Source organism: Endozoicomonas sp. SESOKO3, from assembly GCF_024606255.1.
In genome coordinates this window covers 1-3901 of record NZ_JAHHPR010000509.1, presented here as the reverse complement: position 1 = coordinate 3901, position 3901 = coordinate 1, and the positions used below count along the sequence as shown (strand labels likewise).

6 protein-coding genes are annotated in these 3901 nt (G+C 44.5%); all 6 read right to left on the bottom strand.

The window, feature by feature from the left end:
• Positions 1 to 386: 386 nt before the first annotated feature.
• Positions 387 to 1313 carry a glycosyltransferase family A protein gene (locus KDK18_RS08860; RefSeq protein ID WP_257254540.1) on the bottom strand — a complete coding sequence of 309 codons (927 nt, stop codon included), beginning with the start codon at positions 1311 to 1313 and terminating at the stop codon, positions 387 to 389.
• Positions 1310 to 2257, bottom strand: a complete 948-nt coding sequence (locus KDK18_RS08855) for a lipopolysaccharide kinase InaA family protein (RefSeq protein ID WP_257254539.1) — start codon at positions 2255 to 2257, stop codon at positions 1310 to 1312. Before KDK18_RS08855 ends, KDK18_RS08860 begins: the two co-directional genes overlap by 4 nt.
• Position 2258: 1 nt before the next feature.
• A complete protein-coding gene (locus KDK18_RS08850) occupies positions 2259 to 3023 on the bottom strand; it encodes a lipopolysaccharide kinase InaA family protein (protein ID WP_257254538.1) in 765 nt (254 codons plus the stop codon).
• Positions 3024 to 3113: 90 nt separating this feature from the next.
• Entirely contained in the window at positions 3114 to 3344 is a 231-nt protein-coding gene (locus KDK18_RS08845) for a hypothetical protein (protein ID WP_257254537.1), read from the bottom strand.
• A gap of 42 nt (positions 3345 to 3386) precedes the next feature.
• A complete protein-coding gene (locus KDK18_RS08840) occupies positions 3387 to 3626 on the bottom strand; it encodes a BrnA antitoxin family protein (protein ID WP_257254536.1) in 240 nt (79 codons plus the stop codon).
• 96 nt (positions 3627 to 3722) lie between these two features.
• Positions 3723 to 3821 (bottom strand): hypothetical protein, encoded by a 99-nt coding sequence (locus tag KDK18_RS08835; protein WP_257254541.1) that lies wholly within the window; start codon positions 3819 to 3821, stop codon positions 3723 to 3725.
• Between the last annotated feature and the right edge of the window lie 80 nt (positions 3822 to 3901).

Below are 3901 nucleotides of genomic sequence, written 5' to 3'. Positions count from 1 at the left end.
CCAATTTATTGCAACCGCAGTAGGACAGCCTTAAGTCCGACAGGCTGCTAGCTGGCTCTGGATAGCTTTTTTCTCAGTTTTCCCCGGCCGACCACCTTGCCAACACAGATATGCACCCGTTTGCCCCTTCCGGCTCCATTGTATTTTTGTCCCTGTCACTGGCGATGCAGTGAAACTGACCGCTGCATTCTCATACACCCCGAATGACTCAGAGCAAAAAAATAAAATAATGGCCATAGAGATGAACCATTATTTGTGAAGACCTGTCCGATTCAAAACGTGGCTAAGAAAGCGTCTGCAAAAAGCTCTGATCAAACGTGAGCAGCCAGATTTTTTTGAAGATGAGTTTTCCGAAAGGCGGTCAGATCCAATGAGTTATTTTTCTATTAACGCTTTGATGATCTTCTCCAGCTGAATAGCATTGCCCTCAATGCTTTTCTAGAATAGCTGGATTTAAAGAAAGTAGAAGGCGATTGCCTGACTGCCTGGCAATAGTACTCCAAGGCGTGTTGGTATTCACCGGCAACATACAGAGATCTGAAAATAGAGAGCAGTCGTCTGGTTTCATACTTTGACTTCAGTGACATAAACTTGCAAGGAAGTCTCGTCGGGCTGAAGACCTCATCGATGAGGTCCAAACCAACAGATAGATCAAGCTTCACGTTGTTTCTCATGCTGTCATCGTGTTTATGTATTTTGGCGACAGGCTTGTTGAGTGTGATGCATTGATAGTTAGCCAGCACATAAGCAAACATGGGGATGTCTTCAACGCATCTAAAGTGAACAGGATACTGATACCCGTCAAAGATCTCCCTGTGCATGGCCGTTGCACCGTTGGCAATAGGCAGTTCATCCTTCAAAAGATACATTTTGAATAGGGCTGTATTATCGTTGGGAACTTTCGGTCTGGGCCGGAAGCGTTCCCTGCCATCAGGTTCCACAGAAATATGAGCGCCAATCACCATACTTACCTCAGGGTATGAATGAATGGCTTGACTCAGACTCCCAAGAGAATGTTCGACCAACTCATCATCGGCATCAAGAAACATTAAATACTGACCAGAAGTCTCCAAAACGCCGCGGTTTCTGGTAGCAGCTAAACCTTTATTAGGTTGAGTAATGGCCCGAAAAGTGCCTGGGTATTGTGCTGTCAACTCGCTGATGACCACTTCCGTATCATCTTGTGAGCCATCATTAATAACCAGCAGCTCATAATCCTTGCATTTCTGTGCTAAGACTGACTTTACAGAGCGTTTTAGAGTATGGGCGTAGTTATAGCAGGGGATGACAATACTGAATAAAGGGGCAGTCATAATGAAGAAGGATCAACAATATCTTTGCTGAGTTGGTTGATAACAGGTGTAAAGAAGGGACTGGCTTGAGGTTCATCTCTCCAGTTCCGGGCGAAACGTGCAAGATCCTTAGGGTATTGCCTTAGATAGGTAGACGAACACGGGTAGCTGGCCAAAGAGTCCAGATCTATCAACAAAGGCCGGTGGTTCTGAATAATGAAATTCTGTCCTTTCAAATCTCCATGAATAATCAGAGATCGCTTCAAGGTGTAAAGGATGTCATCTATTTCCTTAGCAACGACGGGCCACTCGGGCTGAGGCTCAGCGCCTTCAGCAAAATATTTCATAGCATGAATACTTACGACATATTCATGAATAACGAAGCTGGTCTGTTTCAAAGGCCCCCAGCGCTTCTCCAGCAAGGCAACGGGTCGTGCTGTCGGGACACCAATGCTTTCCAGCAGCTGGGCTGCATACCAGGTGACCGCAGCTCTTGAGGGAATCAGGCTACGAGTCAGACTGTAGAGAAAGCCTCTGGAATTGTACCTTTTGATGAAATACTGTTTTTTACCGGATGTCGCAACAGCAACGGTCGTGGCTTTTCCTGTCTTGATGATATGTCCCTGTCTGATAAAGGCGTCGGGCTCAGTAAGAAGGTTTGAAAGCTCCGGGCATTCATCTCTCTGATCGGTAATAGCCAATTGAAACCAGGACTTCTGATAACTAAATCCTGTCCTGGGTTTCAGACATTCTTGTAGCTTTAATTCTTTCTGCTTGCGGATGCGCTGTACTTCGTTCAATAGCTCTGGCGGAGCGTTGTGCGCCTCAAGAAGGCGATCAAACTTGGGTGGTAGTTGTGCAAAATGTTCAGGGCGTTCATTAGCCAACAGAGCCTGATAAATAAATTCAGACTTTTGAGAATCAGAACTCAGTGTATGCCACTTCTGAAGGAATGGGTCAGGCATATTACTCCCTTCCTTCGAAAAAGTTCAGGATTTTTCGGATTCGAACCTTGTCGCTCGCTTTGAGTCGGCCTCCACAATAGAGTTGATAAAACTTTAGCCGTTGAGTGCGTGAAAGATGCTGCTTGCCCATCTTATCAAGGCAGGCCAGATCTTTGGTAATCCCTCGCTCCAGGAAAAAGGGAAGAACCTTCTGGCCAGCAGGACAATCAATGAAACAGATTTCAGGATTTTCATTCTGTGAAACCAGAATATTTCGCCACTTGAGATCAGTGTGGATGAAGCTCTGGTTATGCATGGTTCTGACCGCTGGAGCTAACTGCTCAATAACTTTGGCCATCCAGGTCCGATCTTTCAGCCAATGAATACTGTCTCTGACCATCTGGCGAAGATCCAGAGTATTGGGTGCCTCTTCGGTCACCAGTGCGCCGCGCGTCATAATGCCCCATTGAATTTCCTGCCCATAGGCGACCACTTTGGCGGCAGGAATACCGTGTTCACGGAAAAACAGCATGCTTTCCCATTCCCCCCGGATACGGCTTCTGCCAATGTACCGGCGAAGATTTTTCCCGCCTCCGGTATACCGTTTCAGGTAGTAGCCTTTACCACCAATTTCGGTACGGCACATGGAACTGATGATATCCCGGGTAATTTCAACACCTGTCATGGCAAAAGTGCTTTCGAGCGTAGAGACAGCATTGCCAACCGGCGTGTCATTATAGGATTCCGTCAGTGTCCAGCTGGACGACATCAAAAAAGGAATGTGCATATTGTAAGTGGCCCATAAGTGGGCGGAATCTTCATGAATTCAAAGCTTGGATATTTCGGTTACAGAGGGTATTTCAGACGGTCTTTCACATCAGGAATCGTAGTGATAACGACAGGAAATAATACCGGGAAACATGCCTATTGCTTGAGAGAGTTGGCTGATAGCAGCTTTAGTGAAAACCCCTTCTTTCAAGAAAGCAGAGCATTCACTTTCAAGAATTAATGTTGTCTGTGCAAATTTATCTGCTTCAGATTCCTGTCTGATATATTGTTGATCTTTAGAATCATTTTCTAAGAATGTAATTCTTTTACCATGTAGCAAAACTTCTTCACCGTCCCTTTGACTGCATTTGTCAGGTGGCGGTTACTTCCAAGACATATTGAGTTTACGCTGCTTCTGGGCACAGTCTCTGAGATAAAGATTTATTAGGCTTTGATAGGAAACACCTAAGTCATCCGATAGGGATTTGAAATATTCAATTGCATCTTCATCAATACGAATTGTTATTTTTTTTAATTTTTTTGCATAGGGGTTTTTAATGCCCTTACTGAAATCATACTCTTCCCTCATTGTCTCATCTGCTTTTATAAGCCGTAGCTTCACTTTTGTTAGCTCGTCTCTCAGAGATGATACGAATGATTTCATTCTCACTGCGATAGCAATGGCAAACAACTAACACTTTCAAGCTAACACTCATACCTAAAAAACGAAACGATCTTCTTCATCAGAATGGTCTGGATCACTAATAAGAAAACCATTCTCATCTAAAAATACAGATCTCGCCTCCTCAAAGCTAATTCCATGCTTTTTGAGGTTTTTCTTGGGCTTTTCTACGTCTCACTCGAATGTAAATTTTCTCATGCATAGAGTGCAACTAC

Excerpts from the sequence above, each read along its gene's own strand:
- KDK18_RS08860 (WP_257254540.1), bottom strand. The coding sequence starts at position 1,313 with ATGACTGCCCCTTTATTCAGTATTGTCATCCCCTGCTATAACTACGCC.
- KDK18_RS08855 (WP_257254539.1), bottom strand. The coding sequence starts at position 2,257 with ATGCCTGACCCATTCCTTCAGAAGTGGCATACACTGAGTTCTGATTCT.
- KDK18_RS08850 (WP_257254538.1), bottom strand. The coding sequence starts at position 3,023 with ATGCACATTCCTTTTTTGATGTCGTCCAGCTGGACACTGACGGAATCC.